Here is a 16,596-nt window from a genome sequence, read left to right on the forward strand (position 1 = left end):
CTTCGGCTGATCGCGTTCAGGCGAAAGCGGGTTGGGTGACCGTCGGTTCGACCACGCCGTGCTCGGTGACGATGCCGCTGATCAGGTCGTACGGGGTGACGTCGAAGGCCGGGTTGAATCCGCGCACGCCCGGGGCCGACATCGTGGTGCCGCCGAAGGCGAGCACCTCGTTCTCGTCACGCTCCTCGATCTCGATGAGGTCGCCCGAGGCCAGGGTGGCATCGACGGTCGACATCGGTGCCGCCACGAGGAAGGGGATGCCGGCGCGGTGCGCCGCCAACGCCACCGAGACCGAGCCGATCTTGTTGGCGGTGTCGCCGTTGGCGGCGATGCGGTCGGCGCCGATCACGGCGAAGTCGACCAGTCCGCGCAGGATGGTGCTGCTGGCGGCGCCGTCGACCTCGACGACGTGGGGGATGCCGTCCTTCGCGAGCTCCCAGCTCGTGAGCCGAGTGCCCTGCAGCAGCGGACGCGTCTCGTCGACGTAGACGAGCTCGAGCGCGCCGCGTTCGTGCAGTTCCTTGAGCACGCCGTATGCGGTGCCCCATGCCGTCGTCGCCAGGGCGCCGGTGTTGCAGTGGGTGAGCGCACGCAGCGGACGCTTGCCGATGCGCTCGAGCAGCCAGTCCGCGCCGAGCCGCGAGAGTTCGCGGTTCGCGGCCTCGTCCTCTTCGGCGATGCGGTGTGCCTCAGCGAGAGCCTGTCCCGAGCCGGTGCGGCGCACAGCGTCCACGCGGCGGGCGCCCCATTCGAGGTTCACGGCCGTCGGACGAGCCAGGGCCACCCGCTCGATCTCTGCGTCGAGTCGATCGGCGCTCCATCCTTCTGCGCCGCCCTGGCGCTCGGCGAGGGCGACACCGTAGCCGCCGGCCGCGCCGAGTGCGGGAGCTCCGCGAACAGCGAGACGCGCGATCGCGTCGACGAGCTGATCGACGGTGCGCAGGTCGAGGTAGGACTCAACGGTCGGGAGCACGGTCTGGTCGATGATCCGCACGGCCGGGCCGTCGGCATCCTCAATCCATTCGATCGCTTTAACCACCGTGTCTCTCCTTTCGCGTACTCCGTCGTCGGGGTACAGCCGGGACGCTAGCAGTTGTCAGACAACCATGTCAACAAGAGCAAACAACTGGGCGATCTGACATGATGTCTCTACGACCCGCGGCCGCACTGGAGCGGCCGGGTCGACAACGGCAGACCGAGCGATGGAGGGGTTCGCGATGGCACGGAGGGCATCCCGCGTCGATGCGGTGGTCGCGGGCATCCGCGCGGGCATCGGCGACGGCACCTACCCGGTGGGCGACCGCCTGCCGACCGAGTCGGAACTCGGCGAGTCGTTCGAGGTCTCGCGCCCGACGGTACGCGCCGCGCTGAGCGAGCTGAAGACCGCCGGGCTCGTGCACACGCGCCACGGCGTCGGCACCTTCGTCTCCGAGCCGCCGGCCGTCACCGCGGGACTGGAGCGCCTCGAATCCATCACCGAGTCGATCCGCCGCACCGGGCGCGAGCCGGGCATGCGCTACCGCAGCCGCACGATCAGGCCGCTGCTTCCGGAAGAGGCGGCGAAGCTGGAGCTGACGGCGAACGACCTCGCGCTCGAGACGCGCCGTGTGATCCTCGCGGACGACGAGGTCGTCGCGTACTCGTACGACCTGCTGCCGATCGGGGTCTTCCCCGAGGGGGAGTCCCCTGAGGTGCTCGACGGATCGGTGTTCGGGTATCTGCGCGAGGCTCGCGGCATCATCCCGGTGCGCGCGGTCGCCGAGATCCACCCCGTCGTCGCCGACCATGTGATCTGGGATGCCCCGCAGGGGCGCAACGGCCTGGCGCTGCTGCTCGATCAGGTGCACTACGACCAGACCGAGCGTGCGGTCGCCTACTCGCGCACCTACTTCATCGACGGGCGCTACACGTTCTCGATCATTCGACACGCGTGACTTCTCGTCGTCACTTTCGTCCAGTAGTGTTGTCAGACAACAGCTTCTGAGCGATTGGGACAGACTCGATGACGAACCACTCCACATCCGTTGCTGATGCCGTGCAGCAGCTCATCCGCGCCGGCTCTGAGATCGTGCAGTCCGGCTTGGCTCTGGCCAGCGCCGGCAATCTGTCGATCCGGCTTGACGCCGACCGTTTCGTGGTGACGGCGTCGGGTACCTGGCTGAATCGCCTGGATGAGACCTCGTTCACCGTCATGGACCTGGGTGGCAACGTCGTCGACGGCGCGACCAAGCCTTCGAGCGAGTGGAAGCTGCACCAGCGCGCCTATCGTGCGCGCCCCGACGTCGGGTCGGTCGTGCACGTGCATCCCGCTCACGCGATCCTGCTCGACGCGCTGCGCCGGCCCATCCGTCTGGTGACTCTCGACCACGCGTACTACGTGGGATCGGTCGGGCGCACGCCGTACTACCCGAACGGGTCGGATGAGCTCGCCGACACCGCCGCTGAGCAGCTCGCCGAACACAACTGCGTGATCATGGGCAACCACGGATCGACGACCGTCGGCGACGACTGCGACATGGCGCTGCGGCGCGCGCTGAACCTTGAGAACGCCGCCGAGCTGACCTATCGCGCGATCCTCGCCGGCAATGGCGACCTCGACTTCCCCTGGGAGTCGGAGCCCCACCTGCACCACGCCTGACCCGCCCGCTCGCGCCCGCGCTCGCGCGCCCGCGCTCGCGCCGCGCCCGCTCGCGCCCATCCGCTGAGAAACCATCTCCCGTTTGAGAAACCACCAGCCGCGTGGTTTCTCAAACGGGAAGTGGTTTCTCAGCGGGGGTGGCCGCCAGGCAGGCCAGGCAGGCCAGGCAGGCCAGGCGGGCGGGCAGCAGCGCGCGCGGCGGGCGCAGCGCGCCTACGCCAGCGGAGCGTCGCGGGCGGGTTCGGGGCCGAGTGCGGCCCCGGCGACCAGCAGGGCGGATGCCACAGCGAGCACGGCGCACACGGCGAGCACCGGCCCGAGGCCGGCCTGTAGGCCCGGCAGCCAGAACGGGTACAGGGCCGGCACGACGATCGAGAGCGAGTAGCCGACGCCGTACCCGCTGGAGCGCACCCCGGTCGAGAAGCGTTCGGCGAGGTAGGCGCCGACGGGGCCGTAGGCCGAGACGGTGACGACCTGCACGAGGGTCACGGCGGTGATCAGGCCGGCCCCGTGCGAGCCCAGCGCCCAGGCGAACGCCAGCGGAGCGGCGATGAGTGCGACTGCGCCGAAGATGACGAAGAACCGGCGGCGCCCGAGGCGTTGCGAGACCACTCCGGCGGTGCACATGCTCACGGCCGAGACGAGCGTGGCGATCAGCATGATGAAGGCGACCGCTGACGGCCCGACCTGCGGGGCGTCGCGCAGCATGCCGGTGAGCACCGGAATGGCCATCTGCGTGAACAGCCACAGTCCGGTCATCAGCACGAAGACCTGCCAGAGCTGACGGCGGTAGGGCCCGGCGAGGATGTCGCGCACCGGGTGCGCGCGACGGGGAGCGGATGCTGTCGCCGGCGCGTCGACGACATGCGCGGAGTAGTACCAGAGCAGTCCGAAGGCCATGATGCCGCCGACGATGAATGGCAGGCGCCATCCCCAGGCGGCGTAGGCCTGCACGCCGAGGGTCTGCACGAGCAGCAGGGTGAGGGCGGCGATGGTGGCGTTGGCCAGGGGCGACATGGCCATGATGCCGCCGCTGAGCATGCCGCGTCGGCGTGGCGTGGTCCATTCCATGGCGAGGGGGATCGCGGCGGTGTATTCGCCGCCGAGAAAGATGCCGCCGACGAACCGCAGGGCCACGAAGGCCCACAGTGTCCAGATGCCGCCGATGTCGTGGCCGGGGATGAACGCGATCATCAGCGTGGTGATGGCGATGCCGGCGATCGCGACCTTCGTGGTTCTGGTGCGGCCGTGGCGGTCGGCGATGCTGCCGAAGATCGCGGCGCCGAGGGGGCGTCCGAAGAGCGTGGCGACGAAGATGAGTCCGGTCTGGGCGGCCGCGCTCTCGGGCCCGAGCGCGAGGGCGGCGACGGGGGCGAGCGCGATGATCGGCAGAAAGATGTCGAACTGGTCGACGAAGTTGCCGAGTAGGCCGGCGCGCACGGCGGGACGGGACCGCGAGCGACGGGTGGTGGGCGTGCGGGTGGGCTCGGCGACGGTGCGCCACATATCGACTCCCTACGGCGGCATGATCCGCATCAGGTAAGACGGTCGGCGCGGTGGCAACGCCCTCTCAGCCCGTACCCGGGCTCCCGTGTGAACGACAACAGCCTAGCTACGGGATGAGCCGGTCGAGTGTCTGCGCCACGCCTTCTTCGGCGCACGTGGGCACGATGCGGTGTGCGATGGCCTGCACCGAGGGGTGTGCGTCGGCGACGGCGTAGGCCGTGCCGGCCCATTGCAGCATCGGGATGTCGTTGGGCATGTCGCCGAACGCGAGCACCTGTGCCGACGGCACGCCGAGGTCATCGCAGAGCCGTGCGAGTGCGCTGGCCTTGGTCACGCCGGGGGCGCTGATCTCGGCGAGGCCCTGTACCGACCAGGTGACTGTCGCGCGGTCACCGACGACGTCGGCCAGCCGCGAGGTGAACTCGTCGCCGGCGAGGTCGGGGTGGCGCACCAGCAGCTTGGCGGCGGGGGCGTCCCAGATGTCGGTCAACGCCGCCCGGCGCGGTGCGGCGCCGCCGCGCGCGCTCGCCGGGTAGGTGGGATCGAGGCGGATGCCGTCGACGCACTCGATGGCGAACTGGGCGCCCGTCATCTCGTCGGCGATGTGGCGGCACAGTTCGAGACCGTCGGTGGGGGTGATGCCCGCCAGGTGGGTGACTTCACGACCGGGCACGTTGAAGGTGATTGCGCCGTTGGAGGCGATCGCGACGCCGTGCGCGCCGACGTGCGGCCAGAGCCCTTCGAGCCAGCGCAGCGGGCGCCCGGTGACGAACACGACGGGCACGCCCTGCCGGTCGAGGCGTTCGAGCACGCCGGCGGTGAACGCCCGCACCGTGGTGCCGGCGTTGGGGATGAGGGTGCCGTCGAGGTCGGTCGCGATGAGCATGGTCTCAGTCGCTGTCTGGATGGGCCGCGGGTGCGTGGTGGATGCCGGGTGGCGGGGCAGCCGCGAGGAGTCGTCGGGAGACGACGAGGTCTGCGGCGGTTCTCTCGATGAGTCCGGCGACATCCTCGAATGATCGCATGTCGCGGATCAGGCTGACCAGCACGACGGTGGCGTGGGTGCCGTACAGGTCTCCGCTGAAATCGTGGATGTGGCATTCGACGCGGGTGTCGGTGACGTCGCCGAACGTCGGGTTGTCGCCGATGCTGACGGTCGCTTCGCGCCAGAGCGGCTCATCGGCGACGCGCGCCCAGGCGGCGTAGACGCCGTCGGGGCAGCCGACGTGAGGCACGTGCAGATTCGCGGTCGGGAACCCGAGTCCGTGCCCACGGCCGTCGCCGTGCACGACGGTGCCGGCCAGTGTCGTGGGCTGCACGTTCAGGCCACGATCGAGCGATAGCGGCTCTGGTGGAACACGAGCGGCTCGACCTCGTCGAAGTGTTGCAGGCCGTCGATGCCCAGCAGGGCGATGGTGTGATCGCCGGCTTCGACCAGGCGGTGGAAGTGGCAGGTGAGCCAGAGTGCCGCGCCTTCGAGGTGCACTGCTCCGCTCTCGTCGGCGACCCAGTCGACGTTCTCGAACCGGTCGCCCTCGCGGGCCGAGAGGCTGCGGCTTGCGTGCTCTTGCCCGTGACCCAGCACGCTGACGCCGACCGAGGTGGCTTCGGCGAGCCGGGGCCAGGTGCGTGAGGTGTTGGCGACGCTGATGGCCACCAGCGCCGGGTCGAGCGAGATCGACGTGAACGAGTTCATCGCCATCCCGACGGGGGAGTCTTCGCCGTCGGGCAGGGCGCAGACGGCGACGACACCGGTGGGGAACGACGAGAACGCGCGGCGCAGGCGCAGGGCGAGGGGCATCTCGGACGGGGTGGTTTCGATCAACACTGATCCTCCAATGAACTAGTCAAAGTTGTTCAGTCACGCTAGCACTCGATTCCTCGACGTGCGCAAGTCGCGACCTGTCGGGCGCTCGGCCCCGGGGTGGCCGCGGAATCCACTCTTGCATGAATCACTCAAACTTGACTAGAGTCACTCGAACCAGCCCTCAATGACGAAAGGCAGCGTTTGATGAACCTCACTACCCGAGAAAGACGAGCGGTCATCCTGAGCGGGGTCCTCCTCGCAGCGCTCACGCTCGCGGCGTGCAGCAGCTCACCGGCAGACAGCGGCGATACCCCGAATGACGCGCTGATCAGCCAGGAAGACTGCCAACGCAACGCCGATGCCGGCACCATCACCTACATCTCCGGCTATGGATACTCGGCCAGCGCCGGACAGCTCGATGTGTTCATGGCCGACGACCTCGGATACTTCGACGACCTGTGCCTCGACGTCGAGATCAATGCCGCCGGCGGCAACGGCCAGCAGCTCGTGTCGTCCGGCAAGGCGCAGTTCACCGCCCTCGGCTCGGCCGAGGACGTGCTGATGGCCGCCGCGAACAGCAAGAACCTCACCGCCGTCGCCACGTACGGCACGACCTCTCCGTTCTGCATCTTCGCGAACGAGAAGGTGAAGTCGCTCAAGGACCTCGAGGGCGGCACGCTCGGCTACTTCATCAACCTCACGCCGGTGGCGGGGGCGATGCTGGATGCCGCGGGTGTCGACGAGTCGAAGGTCGACTTCATCAAGATGACCAACTACGACCCCACCGTCGTGCTGCGCGGTCAGGTCGACGCGGTCGTCGGCTACGCCTCCAACCAGTGCGCCACTCTCGACGCGATGGATGCCGCCTACTCGAAGTTCCTGCCCGAGGATCTCGGCGTCGACGGCACCTACAACGTCATGGAGGTCAACTCCGAGTTCCTGGCGAAGCACCCCGAGGCCGTCTCGGACTTCATGCGCGCGAGCCTGAAGGCTCTGCAGCACTGCCTGGATGACGAGGCCGACTGCATGCAGCGCATCACGGCACTCGCCGAAGAGGGCGGGCAGGCCAAGGCGTTCCCGCTCGAGCAGCAGGAGCGCACCTGGGCCGTCGAGTCGCAGTGGGTGCGCGACAGCACCGCTGGCGCGCCGGGCGTGCAGGCGATCGAGGAGTGGCAGCACGCCGCCGAGATCGTGCAGCAGTACGGCACGGTCAAGGACATCCCGGCGGTCGACTCGGTCATCGACGTCGACCTCGTCGCCGACCTGTACGACGCCGATGGCGCCCTGATCTGGCCCGGTGATGCGCAGTGACGACCAACGCTGCCGGTGAGGGTGTGCAGATCTCACACCTGGTGAAGAAGTTCGGCCAGCCCGGACGCGAGATGCTCGCGCTCGACGATGTCAGTCTGACGGTGGCGCCCGGTGAGTTCGTGTCGGTGATCGGTCCGAGCGGATGCGGCAAGTCGACGCTGCTCAAGGTGGTCGCCGGGTTGCTGGATGCCGATGGCGGATCGGTCATGATCGGATCCGACAGCGTGCGCATGGCCACCAAGCGCAAGACGATCGGTCTGGTGCCGCAGGCCCCGGCGTTGCTGCCGTGGCGCACGGTACGCGAGAACGTCAAGCTGCCGGTGCGCATCAACCCGCGGGCGAACGCGGGCCGTTCGCTGCGCGACCCTGATGAGCTGTTGACGTCGTTCGGGCTCGGGCATGCGCTCGACAAGTACCCGAAGCAGCTCTCGGGCGGCATGCAGCAGCGCGTGGCGATCGCCCGGGCGTTCGCGTTCGATCCGAACATCCTGCTGATGGACGAGCCGTTCTCGGCGTTGGATGAGATCAATCGCGATCAGCAGCGGATGGGGTTGCTGGAGTTCTGGCAGTCCAACCGCAAGTCGGTGATGTTCGTGACGCACTCGGTGCCCGAGGCCATCGTGCTCTCAGACCGGATCGTGCTGATGGCCGCCCGGCCCGGGCGGATCGCCGAGATCATCGACGTGAACCTGCCCCGGCCCCGGCATGAGGATGCCTACGCCAGCGACGAGTTCCGCGACCTCGAGGCGTATGTGCGCGATCGGCTGGCCGCGGTGATGGAGGAGGGCGCTCATGTCTGACACGCTGAACATCTCCAACACGCAGGTGATCGCGGCGCAGGGCGCCCGCGCCGCGGAGGGCGGCGTGGCGCAGCTGCGTAGGTGGCTGCGCCCGGCGGTGTGGATGCCGACGGCTGTCGTGTTCGTCATCGTCGCGGCTCTCTGGGAGCTCGTCGCGCTGACGAACCCGTACATTCTGCCCTCGCTCGGGGCGGTTGCCGCGGCACTGCTCGACGACCCGGGCATGTACTGGCAGAACTTCTTCATCACTCTGCAGGAGGTGGCGGTCGGCGCCGGCGCGGCGATCATCCTGGGCTACGCGATCGCCGTGGTGATGAGCGAGTTCGAGATCGTCGAGCGCGCGCTGATGCCGCTGATCGTGCTGGTGATGGTCACCCCGGTGATCGCCATCGCCCCGGCACTGGTGGTCGCGTTCGGCTTCGGGATGCTGCCGAAGTACATCATCACCGGCATCGTGGTCTTCTTCCCGGTGCTGGTGAACTCGCTGGCCGGTCTGCGCAGTGTCGACCCTCGGGCGCGCGACGTGTTCCGCACCCTGCACGCGACGCGGTGGGAGATCTTCCGCGACCTGCGGTTCCCCGGTTCGATGCCGTACTTCTTCGCCGGGCTGCGCATCAGCCTGCCGTTGGCAGTGGTTGGCGCGGCGGTCGCCGAGTTCGTGGCGGCGGGCACCGCCGCCGGGCTCGGGTCGCTCGTGACCACCTCGGCGGCGCAGGCGAACCTCGAGGTCACCTGGGCCAGCATCTTCATGCTGTGCCTGATGGGGGTGCTGCTGATCAGCATCCTCGCCATCGTGCGCAAGCGCGTGCTGTGGTGGAGCGACGGCGAACCGACCGCGCAGTGACTGACACAACTCTTTGATCTGAAAGGAAGCACCGTGAGGAAACTCCACTTCGGTCTGTTCGAGAACGCACAGGCCAACGACACCGGCCGCGCCACCTGGCGCCACCCCGACAACGAGCGCGACCAGTACGACACGCTCGACTACTGGCTCAAGGTCGCCAAGGTGGCTGAGGAGGGCGGGCTCGACTTCCTGTTCCTCGCCGATGCCTGGGGCTGGGCCGAGGTCGACGGGGTGCGTCCCGATGTGGCGTCGGTCGAGGGGCTGGACCTGCCTCGACTGGATCCGTTCATCGTGGCATCCGCGATTCTCGCCCACACCGACAAGCTGGGCGTCGTGATGACGGGGTCGACTCTGCTCGAGCAGCCGTACGCGTTCGCGCGGCGGATGGCGACCCTCGACCAGCTCTCGAAGGGCCGGGTGGGCTGGAACATCGTCACCACGGGCACCGCCGACACCGCCGTGAAGGCGTTCGGCGTGCCGATGGTGGCGCACGACGAGCGCTACCGCATGGCCGATGACTTCGTCGAGGTCGTCTACAAGCTGTGGGAGGGCGCGTGGGAGCCGGATGCCCTCACCAAAGACAAGCAGGGCAACTTCGCCGACCCGGCCAAGGTGCACCAGATTCATCACGAGGGCCCGTACTTCCGCAGTGAGGGCTACGGCAACTCGGCGTACTCGCCGCAGGGCACGCCCGTGCTGTTCCAGGCGGGGGCCTCGCCGGCCGGTCGCGCATTCGGCGGCAAGCACGGTGAGTGCATGTTCGTCGGCGGCGGCAGTGTCGAGCAGCTGGCCGAGCACAGCCGTGCGATCCGTGCCGCGGCGGTCGAGTCGGGGCGTGACGCCGATTCGGTGCGTGTGATGGCCGAGTTCCGCTGCGTGATCGGTGAGACGCGTGAAGACGCGCAGCGCCGCTACCAGGAGGTGCTCGACTCGCAGACCCCCGAGGTCACGGTGGCGTCGTACGCGTGGTTCACGGGGCTCGACCTGTCGTCGTACGACCCGGCGACCCCGATGACCGATCTGCACACCGAGCTGTCGCAGTCGCAGGTATCGCGTTTTGCCGGCAAGACCGTGGGCGATGTGCTCAAGGACTGGCACGAGCACGGTGCCGGGTCGAAGGCGTTCGTCGGCACCGCCGAAGACGTCGCCGACCGCATCATCGAGCTCGCCGAGGGCGCCGACCTGGACGGCTTCCTGTTGGCGCCGGTGATCCAGCCCGGTTCGACGATCGACTTCGTCGAGCAGGTGCTTCCGATCCTGCGTGAGCGCGGGGCCCTGGGTGAGAGCGTAGGGGCCACCCTGCGCGAGCGGCTGGTCGGTGCCGATGAGGCGACGATCCCCGAGAACCACCCGGCTGCTGCGCACCGTGCGCGGGTCGCGAGCGCGGTCTGATGGATTCGGGCCCCGTCTGCGTCGTCGGAAGCATCAACGCAGACCGCTATGTCGGTCTCGCCCGGCTGCCTCAGCCGGGCGAGACCGTGCTCGGCGCCGGGCTCGGCTCGTATCCGGGCGGTAAAGGACTGAACCAGGCGGTATCGGCCGCGCGGTGCGGTGCTGCCGTGCGCATGTGCGGTGCGGTCGGGGCGGATGCCGATGGCGCGATGCTGCGGGACGCGATGGCGGCCAGCGGTGTGGACGGCGACTGCGTCGTCGATACCGATGCCGTCACCGGCGTTGCGTATGTGTTCTCGTTGCCGGGCGCTGAGAACAGCATCGTGGTGGCGCAGGGCGCGAACGGGCGGGTACGCGGTGAGGATGCGGCGGCCGCGGTGCGCGGCGCCCGCGTGCTGCTGACCCAGCTGGAGATCGAGACCGAGGTGGCCGCTGAGGCACTGCGCGCGGCGCGGGCGTATGGGGTCACGACGGTGCTCAACGCCGCGCCGGCGCACGTCGCGACGTGGCAGATGCTGCCGTTCGTCGACGTGCTGATCGTCAACGAGTCCGAGGCTGCCGCGCTCGGCGGACTGGATGCCCTGCGTGAGCGGACGACCGTCGTGCAGACCCGTGGGGCAGAGGGCGTATCGGTGTTCGGCCGGGGGGAGGAGCCCTTTCACGTGCCGGCGTTCCCGATCTCGCCGGTCGACACCACGGGGGCCGGGGATGCATTCTGCGGGGGCTTCGCCGCGGCGTTGGCGCGGGGTGACAGCATCCGCTCTGCCACGTTCGACGGTGCCGCCGCCGGGGCGATCGTGGCGCAGCATCGCGGAGCGCAGCCCGACGCGCTGAGCGCGGAGGCGGTGCGCGGTCTGGTGGCGGGCGTCTACTCGCCCGCGAACTGATACTCGCCCGCCTGCACGCGCTCGAGCAGGGTCTGCGCCCAGGTCTGCTCGGCGCGCAGGCGGGCCGAGGCGAGGTCGAAGATCTCACGCACGTAGGTGGGCGTCGTCTCAGACTTGAGGGTGTCCTCGACATGGAAGGTGTTGGTGGTGATCAGCGCGTCGATCTTGGTGATGCGGTGCTCGATGCCGGCGACCACTTCGGCACGGGTGAGCACGAACATGAACGACACCAGCGCCAGGGCGCTGCGGGTGTCGAAGGTCTGTACGTCCCACAGCACGTCGCGCACCATGCGCAGCAGCTCGACCTCACCGGTCGATGACATGCGGTAGGTCGTGCGGGCGGGGTAGTTGCCCTCGGAAGAGGTGCCGTCCTCTTCGATGTATCCGTCTTTGACGAGCGACTTCAGCGCGTTGTAGATCGAACCGGGCCGTGTGTTGGCCCATTCATCGGCGTGCCACGTCGACAGTTCGCGGCGCAGAAAGTAGCCGTGAACAGGCTGAAACTGGTGAACAGCGCCGAGCACCATCAGAGACGTATATGTGCGCATCGCCCCATGCTAGGGGGCGTGCGTTGTATTGACTAGTCAAACTGGCCGTGTGAATCGCGTGGGGGCCGCGGCACCGGTGCCGCGGCCCCCACGCCGCGGGCTGCTCACTGCGGTCGCATCATCCCCGCCGCACCAACGCGCGCACGCTGACAACAAGCGCGACGATGCACCAGATGGACAGCGTGGCCAGGTCTCGCGGTTCTGCTGTGTAGGTGTCTGAGAGAAGGCCGGCCCGGATGAGATCCGCGGCCGGGCGGAACGGCAGAACATCATGCACCATCTGAAACCACGCCGGCAGCTGGCTCTTCGGGAAGGTGATGGGCGAGAACAGCATGACGAAGAAGACGAGGACCTGCGTCACGAGTTGCGTCACCATCGGTGGTAGCGACACCGCGATTGCGTACCCCATCGCGGATGCGGTGATGGCGGTCAGGATGGAGGCGGCGATCAGCAGGGGCCAATCAAATGAGTAGTCGAACCCGTAGCGCCAGTGGGCCACGAGCACGGCGACAGCCACGCCCGGCAAAGCCACAAGAAGCCACACGGTGAGATCGGCAACGAGCAGCAGCGCGCGCGGAATGGGCAACGCGCGAAGGTAGGTGAAGGTGCCCGTGGTGCGGGATTGGGCGACGCCCGCCGAGACTATGGCGAGCCCGACGATCATCAGCAGCACTGTCGGTGCCCCGGTAGAGATGAACTGGGCTGAGGCGGTGTCGATGCCAGGGATCAGCAGGCCGAAGCCGACGATGATCCCTGCGGCCAGCGCTACCTGCACGACGACGACGAAGGGCAGCATCGGGCCGGACTGGGTGAGTGTCCAGCGCAGGAGAGTGCGAAACGTCACGCCCAGCCCCGGGTGAGGAAGAGGGGCGGCGGTTCGGGCCATTGGTGAGGTGGTCGTGGCCATCAGACGCCTTCTTTCGTGGCTTCAGCGAGTTCGTCGCCTGCGGAGGTGATGGAGAGATACGTGTCTTCGAGAGTCGTCGGGGTGATCGCGTAGCTCTCGACCTCTCCCCGGTCGCGGAGTGACGCAGCCCAGGCAACGGCGGTAGCTGCGTGACTGGCGGCGATGGTGAGAATTGTGCGTCTTCCTGCGGTCACCTGGCGTACGACCGGAAGCGGCGGCGAGATCGGTTCTGTCGCAAAGGCGTCGGTGCGGAAGAGCTCGACATGGAGGTCATTGTCACGGGTGCCGCGCAGCTCGCGGGGCGTGCCCGTGGCGACGACGCGCCCCCGGTCGAGGAGGACGAGCGAGTCGACGACTCGTTCGGCTTCGAGGACGTTGTGCGTGACCAGAAGCACGCCGGCGCCTTGGTCGCCGAGTCGGCGTACGGTCTGCCAGAGGAGCCTGCGACGTGAGGCATCGACGTCGTTCGTCGGTTCGTCCAGGACGACGAGGGGAACGGGGGCGACTGCTGCCATGGCGAATGCCGTGAGGCGACGCGCCCCGCCGGACAACCCACCCTCTGGTACTGCGCGCCGGGTGAACCACTCGCCGATGTCGAGGTCGTCGGCAAGCCGGAGCGCGGCAGCGCGGGCGTCGGAGGTCGATAGCCCGCGCAGGCGCGCGGCGATCTCGATCGCCTCTTTCGGGGTGAGTCCATCGAGTGGCGCTTGTGCCTGCGGTTGGAGCGCCACGGCGCGTCGCGCTGCCGCAGGATCCTTGATCGCGTCGATGCCTGCTACGCGGATGGCTCCATGGTCGGGGCGCAGGAGCCCGACAAGCTGCGAGACGAGTGTCGTCTTTCCTGCCCCGTTGTGTCCGAGCAATCCGACCACTTCGCCGGGTTGCACGCGCAGATGAATGTCCTTGTTCGCGACCACTTTCCCGAACGTGCGGGTGAGGTCGCTCACCTCCAGAACGGCGCTCACAGCAACCGCCCCCTTTCGCATACCGCTGGTATCTGAGATACCGACAGTATCTAGATTTGCGGAGGGGGTCAAGAAGTAGGATCGGGGGATGGCAGATTCCGGCTCCCGGCGCGCTCATGCGCAACGTCAGCAGGAGACCCGCAACGCACTGGTCTTTGCGGCGCTCGCAGCCTTTGCGCGGGACGGATATCACGCAGCAAGCCTCGAAGGCATCGCCAACGACGCTGGGTTCTCGAAGGGTGCGATCTACTCGAACTTTGACGGCAAAGCCGACCTGTTTCTCGCGGTCATGGATAACAACCTGGCAATGGTGCGAGGTGATGGGTGGGATCCGCTCAGTAACCACAGCCAGGGGAAGGATGCTGCTGACGAGCCGTCAGAGATGGATCTGCCCGCACTGGTTCGCGGCTTCGCTCTTGCCACGCTGGAGTTCATCGCGTCCGCCGCGCGTGACGAGAAGCTCGTCGCCGCACTGCGCGCGCGCAATCAGCTCATGATCGACGCCTATCAGCGCATCGCAGAAGAGCAACGCGCCGAAGGCGAGATGCTCTCGACAGGTGATGTCGCGCGCCTGATGGTCGCTCTCAACCAGGGCATCTCGGTGGTGGCGTTGAGCGGCATCAGCGATATGGACGACTCGCTCATGCGCGTCGGAATGCGCCGCCTGCTTGACCCGGCGGGGTCAGCAGGCGACGCTTCCCTGCGGACGCCGGGAGGGTTCCCGGGAGTCGAAGACGTTCAGAGAATGTTGCGAGACGCGGCTGAAAGCGAGAGATGATCGCTCGCCGCGGGCGCTGCCGTTGCGGGCTTACTGCACCGACCACCCGCCGTCCGAGGTCAGCACGGCGCCGTTGATGTTGACGGCGTCGTCGCTGAGCAGGAAGGTGATCGACGCGGCGAGCTGTTCGGCGGTCGCGACCGACGGGATCGCCTGCTGGAACGGCGCGAGGCGCGCGGACCCGTACTCGGACATGTGGGGCGGCATCGGGATGCCCGTGGCGACGCCGCCTGGTGCGACCGAGTTCACACGGATGCCCTTCGGTCCGTACATCACGGCGGCCGAGCGGGTGACGCCGATGATGCCGTGCTTGCTGGCGGTGTAGGCGTTGCCCGAGGCGTTGCCGCGCAGTCCCGCTTCGCTGGAGACGTTGAGGATCGCCCCGCGGCCGGCCTGTTCCATGAGCGGCAGAACGGCGCGCATGAGCTTGAACGGAGCGGTGAGGTTGATCGCGATGACGCGGTCCCAGGTGGCATCCGATGTCTCGCCTGCCGGAGAGAAGTCGTCGTTGATGCCGGCGACGTTCGCGAGGCCGTCGATGCGGTCGCCCGCCGCGGCGACGACGGCGTCGATCGCGGGCTGGGTGGTGAGGTCTCCGGCGATGACGGTGATGTCAGCATCCGACAGTTCGTCCTTGAGGGCGTCGAGCTTGTCGGCGGCGATGTCTGAGGCGATCACGCGTCCGCCTTCGCGCGCGATGCGCGCGGCGGTGGCCCGGCCGATTCCGGATGCTGCGCCGGTGACGATCACGGTCTTGCCGGCGAAGCGGGCGGGGGTGATGCGTTCGGTCCAGCCGGTGTCTTCGGTGTCGGTGGGCATCTCGCCGCCGTTGGCGGCGCGCACGAGGTCGTCGACGACCGACTGGGGCATGGCGCCCTGGCTCATGGCGACGAGTTGCTGCAGGGGCAGGCCGAGCACGGGGGTGAGCTGTTCGGGGTCGGCGCCCGATTGGGCGAGCAGGCCGCGGATGAGGTCGCCGCCGATGTCGTCGTTCAGCCACTCGCCGATGGTGGAGTGTGCGGTCAGTGCCATGGGTTCTCCTTCACTCGTGCGATAACGCAACGTTGCGTCTCGTAACTCGACTATACGCCCGATACGCTGAATGAATGCCCCGTCCTCGCAGTGAGAAAGCCCGCCGGGCCGTGCTGGAGGCGATGCGCACCGCGCTCGCCGAAGACAGCTACGCCGCCGTCACAATCGAGGGGCTTGCCGCCGAGGCGGGGGTGTCGAAGCAGACGATCTACCGCTGGTGGCCGTCGAAGGCCGCCGTGCTCGGTGAGGCGCTGCTCGAGGGGGAGCTTCCGGGAGCGGATGCTGTCGTGCCGATGACCGACGACCTCGACACGGATCTGCGGGCGTGGCTCACCGCGATGTCGGCGCGTCAGAGCGATGGTGCGACGCTCGAGATCGCGCGGGCGCTGATCGCTGTGACCGCCACCGATGCCGAGTTGGGCGCGCAGCTGAACGAGCGCCTGGCGGCGCCCGTGCGCGACTGGGTGACCGTGCGGTTGGCTGCTGCGGTCGCCGCCGGCGAGGTGCGTGCCGATGCGGATGCTGACGCCATCGCCGACCAGTTCATCGCCTTGGCCAGCTACGCCGCGCTGCTGGGGCAGCCGCTGGGAGAACAGCGGGTGGATGCCATCGTGCGGATGGTCATGCGGGGGATTGGGGTGTAAGCTCCGACGCTACGCGCGCGGGGCTGTGTCGTCCAGCCAGCGCAGCACATGCTGCATTCGTTCTTCGACGACGGCGAAGTAGTCGCGCATGCGCTGCAGGTTGCGGGCTGCCGTCGAGTCCGGTGGGAATTCCTCCAGGGCACCTCTGGCGAGTGCAGAATAGTCCTGAACGCCGCGCATGCCGTCCTCCTCGAGGCTGCGCCACGCGTCGGGATGTAGCTCCATTGCGGTATGCCTACTTCCGGGGACGCCTACGCGTCTTGCCAGGCGCTTGGCGATCAACTCGCGGCTGGCAGATGAGATCGCACCGACGCTGGCGAGTAGCTCTTCACGGATCTCCGCTTGTGTGACCGGATGCTCGGCGACGAGGAGGAGCCCGAGCATCCGGCCAGACATGCGTGGCATCCATCCGGCCGACTCGACCTGCAGGCCGACTTTCTCTATGAACGCTGCTCGTGTCGCCTTGTGGACGTCGTCGCTCGGGGTGCTCATCCAGTCATTCTCCTTGATTCTCGACGTGAGTAGCTATTTGTAACG

The 16,596-nt window shown here is 68.1% G+C and carries 19 protein-coding genes and 1 riboswitch; of the genes, 9 read left to right on the plus strand and 10 right to left on the minus strand.

Annotation, left to right across the window (positions count from 1 at the left end; translation table 11 throughout):
- Window positions 1-16 precede the first annotated feature (16 nt).
- Window positions 17-1,039 carry an S-methyl-5-thioribose-1-phosphate isomerase gene (mtnA, locus tag ACLD0U_RS09595; protein WP_206821314.1) on the minus strand — a complete coding sequence of 341 codons (1,023 nt, stop codon included), beginning with the start codon at window positions 1,037-1,039 and terminating at the stop codon, window positions 17-19.
- Window positions 1,040-1,217: 178 nt separating this feature from the next.
- Here mtnA and ACLD0U_RS09600 point away from each other — a divergent pair, with 178 nt between their 5' ends.
- Together ACLD0U_RS09600 and ACLD0U_RS09605 are read left to right on the plus strand one after the other, a co-directional pair.
- Complete coding sequence (locus ACLD0U_RS09600) at window positions 1,218-1,934, plus strand: GntR family transcriptional regulator (RefSeq protein ID WP_179409422.1); 717 nt, start codon at window positions 1,218-1,220, stop codon at window positions 1,932-1,934.
- A gap of 68 nt (window positions 1,935-2,002) precedes the next feature.
- Window positions 2,003-2,638 (plus strand): class II aldolase/adducin family protein, encoded by a 636-nt coding sequence (locus ACLD0U_RS09605; RefSeq protein ID WP_206822635.1) that lies wholly within the window; start codon window positions 2,003-2,005, stop codon window positions 2,636-2,638.
- Window positions 2,639-2,851: 213 nt separating this feature from the next.
- Here the strand turns inward: ACLD0U_RS09605 and ACLD0U_RS09610 are convergent, their stop codons facing one another.
- The 4 genes from ACLD0U_RS09610 to ACLD0U_RS09625 form a co-directional block, all read right to left on the minus strand.
- Complete coding sequence (locus ACLD0U_RS09610; protein ID WP_410340482.1) at window positions 2,852-4,144, minus strand: MFS transporter; 1,293 nt, start codon at window positions 4,142-4,144, stop codon at window positions 2,852-2,854.
- Window positions 4,134-4,241, minus strand: a riboswitch (TPP riboswitch). (Overlaps the previous gene by 11 nt.)
- Before the next feature lie 9 nt (window positions 4,242-4,250).
- Complete coding sequence (locus tag ACLD0U_RS09615) at window positions 4,251-5,030, minus strand: HAD family hydrolase (protein WP_410340483.1); 780 nt, start codon at window positions 5,028-5,030, stop codon at window positions 4,251-4,253.
- Window positions 5,031-5,034: 4 nt separating this feature from the next.
- Complete coding sequence (locus ACLD0U_RS09620; RefSeq protein ID WP_347401244.1) at window positions 5,035-5,463, minus strand: riboflavin kinase; 429 nt, start codon at window positions 5,461-5,463, stop codon at window positions 5,035-5,037.
- A 2-nt stretch (window positions 5,464-5,465) separates the two neighbouring features.
- The gene (locus ACLD0U_RS09625) at window positions 5,466-5,972 is read right to left on the minus strand and encodes a flavin reductase family protein (RefSeq protein WP_410340484.1); all 507 of its coding nucleotides are present in this window, start codon (window positions 5,970-5,972) and stop codon (window positions 5,466-5,468) included.
- A 183-nt stretch (window positions 5,973-6,155) separates the two neighbouring features.
- Between ACLD0U_RS09625 and ACLD0U_RS09630 the strand changes: the two genes are divergently transcribed.
- Genes ACLD0U_RS09630 through ACLD0U_RS09650 form a run of 5 tightly spaced genes read left to right on the plus strand, consistent with a single transcriptional unit; the run spans window position 6,156 to window position 11,185 of the window.
- Complete coding sequence (locus ACLD0U_RS09630; RefSeq protein ID WP_410340485.1) at window positions 6,156-7,262, plus strand: ABC transporter substrate-binding protein; 1,107 nt, start codon at window positions 6,156-6,158, stop codon at window positions 7,260-7,262.
- Entirely contained in the window at window positions 7,259-8,062 is an 804-nt protein-coding gene (locus ACLD0U_RS09635; RefSeq protein ID WP_274368060.1) for an ABC transporter ATP-binding protein, read from the plus strand. Before ACLD0U_RS09630 ends, ACLD0U_RS09635 begins: the two co-directional genes overlap by 4 nt.
- A complete protein-coding gene (locus ACLD0U_RS09640) occupies window positions 8,055-8,906 on the plus strand; it encodes an ABC transporter permease (RefSeq protein WP_410340486.1) in 852 nt (283 codons plus the stop codon). The genes ACLD0U_RS09635 and ACLD0U_RS09640 overlap by 8 nt, the downstream gene beginning before the upstream one ends.
- 33 nt (window positions 8,907-8,939) lie before the next feature.
- Entirely contained in the window at window positions 8,940-10,298 is a 1,359-nt protein-coding gene (locus ACLD0U_RS09645) for an NtaA/DmoA family FMN-dependent monooxygenase (RefSeq protein ID WP_179409416.1), read from the plus strand.
- A complete protein-coding gene (locus ACLD0U_RS09650) occupies window positions 10,298-11,185 on the plus strand; it encodes a ribokinase (RefSeq protein WP_224818546.1) in 888 nt (295 codons plus the stop codon). Before ACLD0U_RS09645 ends, ACLD0U_RS09650 begins: the two co-directional genes overlap by 1 nt.
- Here the strand turns inward: ACLD0U_RS09650 and ACLD0U_RS09655 are convergent.
- The 3 genes from ACLD0U_RS09655 to ACLD0U_RS09665 all read right to left on the minus strand — a co-directional run bounded on the left by ACLD0U_RS09655 (window position 11,167) and on the right by ACLD0U_RS09665 (window position 13,605).
- Complete coding sequence (locus ACLD0U_RS09655; RefSeq protein ID WP_179409414.1) at window positions 11,167-11,733, minus strand: PadR family transcriptional regulator; 567 nt, start codon at window positions 11,731-11,733, stop codon at window positions 11,167-11,169. The genes ACLD0U_RS09650 and ACLD0U_RS09655 overlap by 19 nt on opposite strands.
- Window positions 11,734-11,851: 118 nt before the next feature.
- Complete coding sequence (locus ACLD0U_RS09660; protein WP_410340487.1) at window positions 11,852-12,640, minus strand: ABC transporter permease; 789 nt, start codon at window positions 12,638-12,640, stop codon at window positions 11,852-11,854.
- On the minus strand, window positions 12,640-13,605 hold the full coding sequence (locus ACLD0U_RS09665) for an ABC transporter ATP-binding protein (protein ID WP_410340488.1): 966 nt from the start codon (window positions 13,603-13,605) through the stop codon (window positions 12,640-12,642). Before ACLD0U_RS09665 ends, ACLD0U_RS09660 begins: the two co-directional genes overlap by 1 nt.
- Window positions 13,606-13,693: 88 nt before the next feature.
- Here ACLD0U_RS09665 and ACLD0U_RS09670 point away from each other — a divergent pair, with 88 nt between their 5' ends.
- Entirely contained in the window at window positions 13,694-14,383 is a 690-nt protein-coding gene (locus ACLD0U_RS09670) for a TetR/AcrR family transcriptional regulator (RefSeq protein WP_410340489.1), read from the plus strand.
- 30 nt (window positions 14,384-14,413) lie between these two features.
- On the opposite strand, the gene ACLD0U_RS09675 is transcribed toward ACLD0U_RS09670, so the two are convergent.
- Window positions 14,414-15,415 (minus strand): SDR family NAD(P)-dependent oxidoreductase, encoded by a 1,002-nt coding sequence (locus ACLD0U_RS09675; protein WP_206821306.1) that lies wholly within the window; start codon window positions 15,413-15,415, stop codon window positions 14,414-14,416.
- 74 nt (window positions 15,416-15,489) lie between these two features.
- Between ACLD0U_RS09675 and ACLD0U_RS09680 the strand changes: the two genes are divergently transcribed.
- Window positions 15,490-16,059, plus strand: a complete 570-nt coding sequence (locus ACLD0U_RS09680) for a TetR/AcrR family transcriptional regulator (protein ID WP_410340490.1) — start codon at window positions 15,490-15,492, stop codon at window positions 16,057-16,059.
- A 9-nt stretch (window positions 16,060-16,068) separates the two neighbouring features.
- On the opposite strand, the gene ACLD0U_RS09685 is transcribed toward ACLD0U_RS09680, so the two are convergent.
- Window positions 16,069-16,551 (minus strand): GbsR/MarR family transcriptional regulator, encoded by a 483-nt coding sequence (locus ACLD0U_RS09685; RefSeq protein ID WP_410340491.1) that lies wholly within the window; start codon window positions 16,549-16,551, stop codon window positions 16,069-16,071.
- Window positions 16,552-16,596: the final 45 nt, after the last annotated feature.

The sequence above is a fragment of the Microbacterium sp. 2216-1 genome (assembly GCF_046507855.1).
GTDB classification, from domain to species: Bacteria; Actinomycetota; Actinomycetes; order Actinomycetales; family Microbacteriaceae; genus Microbacterium; species Microbacterium esteraromaticum_C.

Excerpts from the sequence above, each read along its gene's own strand:
- ACLD0U_RS09600 (WP_179409422.1), top strand. The coding sequence starts at position 1,218 with ATGGCACGGAGGGCATCCCGCGTCGATGCGGTGGTCGCGGGCATCCGC.
- ACLD0U_RS09605 (WP_206822635.1), top strand. The coding sequence starts at position 2,003 with ATGACGAACCACTCCACATCCGTTGCTGATGCCGTGCAGCAGCTCATC.
- ACLD0U_RS09610 (WP_410340482.1), bottom strand. The coding sequence starts at position 4,144 with ATGTGGCGCACCGTCGCCGAGCCCACCCGCACGCCCACCACCCGTCGC.
- ACLD0U_RS09615 (WP_410340483.1), bottom strand. The coding sequence starts at position 5,030 with ATGCTCATCGCGACCGACCTCGACGGCACCCTCATCCCCAACGCCGGC.
- ACLD0U_RS09630 (WP_410340485.1), top strand. The coding sequence starts at position 6,156 with ATGAACCTCACTACCCGAGAAAGACGAGCGGTCATCCTGAGCGGGGTC.
- ACLD0U_RS09640 (WP_410340486.1), top strand. The coding sequence starts at position 8,055 with ATGTCTGACACGCTGAACATCTCCAACACGCAGGTGATCGCGGCGCAG.
- ACLD0U_RS09650 (WP_224818546.1), top strand. The coding sequence starts at position 10,298 with ATGGATTCGGGCCCCGTCTGCGTCGTCGGAAGCATCAACGCAGACCGC.
- ACLD0U_RS09655 (WP_179409414.1), bottom strand. The coding sequence starts at position 11,733 with ATGCGCACATATACGTCTCTGATGGTGCTCGGCGCTGTTCACCAGTTT.
- ACLD0U_RS09660 (WP_410340487.1), bottom strand. The coding sequence starts at position 12,640 with ATGGCCACGACCACCTCACCAATGGCCCGAACCGCCGCCCCTCTTCCT.
- ACLD0U_RS09670 (WP_410340489.1), top strand. The coding sequence starts at position 13,694 with ATGGCAGATTCCGGCTCCCGGCGCGCTCATGCGCAACGTCAGCAGGAG.
- ACLD0U_RS09675 (WP_206821306.1), bottom strand. The coding sequence starts at position 15,415 with ATGGCACTGACCGCACACTCCACCATCGGCGAGTGGCTGAACGACGAC.
- ACLD0U_RS09680 (WP_410340490.1), top strand. The coding sequence starts at position 15,490 with ATGCCCCGTCCTCGCAGTGAGAAAGCCCGCCGGGCCGTGCTGGAGGCG.
- ACLD0U_RS09685 (WP_410340491.1), bottom strand. The coding sequence starts at position 16,551 with ATGAGCACCCCGAGCGACGACGTCCACAAGGCGACACGAGCAGCGTTC.